Annotated in this window: 1 protein-coding gene and 1 pseudogene; both read left to right on the top strand. The window is 57.2% G+C overall.

Annotation, left to right across the window (positions count from 1 at the left end; all coding sequences use genetic code 11):
- Positions 1–142: 142 nt before the first annotated feature.
- Positions 143–358 (top strand): annotated as a pseudogene (locus tag FS320_RS44335) (DUF6894 family protein); the annotation flags it as partial.
- 235 nt (positions 359–593) lie between these two features.
- The gene (locus tag FS320_RS45725; RefSeq protein ID WP_153885418.1) at positions 594–782 is read left to right on the top strand and encodes a hypothetical protein; all 189 of its coding nucleotides are present in this window, start codon (positions 594–596) and stop codon (positions 780–782) included.
- Positions 783–862 lie beyond the last annotated feature (80 nt).

Raw genomic sequence — 862 nt, 5'->3', positions numbered from 1 at the left:
TTTGGAATCTTGTGGCGGCGCTCTTCATTAACCTTGTAGGGCATGCGGCTCTCGGTTTCAGAAGACCGCCTCTATACCTTACCCCTGACTTGGCACGACACCCCGGTCCGATTTACGCACCAACGTCGCACGCTACTACTTCAATCTCACCAATGGCGAGACCATGATCCGAGACGAAGAGGGCATTGTGGCATCCAGCATCCGGGCAGCGGTGGTCTCCGCCATGGAAGCCGTCGAGGAGCTTCGCGCCCATGATCCATCCAACTCGGATGAATGGCAGGGATGGCGGCTGGAGATTGTCGATGCCTCAGGTCAGGCAATCCAGGCGATCCCGCTTGATGCTCTCTCGGCTCATTAGCCCAGTGTCGGAAGTCAGTCGGTCACATTGGTGTGGGTAGGACAGCAGGCTGTTTACTCTCTGCCTCTACACACAAGCCACCCCGCGACCCCATCGCGGTTTGCCCCGCATGAAACCCCGCTCGGCTCTACCGCGAGCGGAATTTTTGCATTGCTACTCCAATTTGTCCCTTGGAGAGCGGAGCATAAGAAATACCATCCACCTCCGTTTCCCGAACCAGAAGAAAGGTTCACGAATGACGGACGATCCAGGCAATCGGCTCCTGGCCACCCTGGACTCAGAGGATTTCATGTGGCTGGAGAGCCAGCTTGAGCGCGTGGATCTGCCAAAAGGCAAAGTTCTCGTTGAAGAGGGTGAGGTCCTTCGGGATACCTACTTGTTTGGTGGCGGAACGTTGTTGGGATCGGGTGCGTTACGCCATTGAGGAGTACACTTGGCGCTTTGACGGCCTGCGACGCCGAGCTTCTCACCGCAGGAGGACGTGATGCACTCCCTTCATCCGCA

Source organism: Microvirga tunisiensis (genome assembly GCF_009296175.1).
Lineage (GTDB): Bacteria > Pseudomonadota > Alphaproteobacteria > Rhizobiales > Beijerinckiaceae > Microvirga > Microvirga tunisiensis.
The sequence above is the reverse complement of the archived record's forward strand: the minus strand, read 5'-3'. Positions and strand labels throughout refer to the sequence as shown.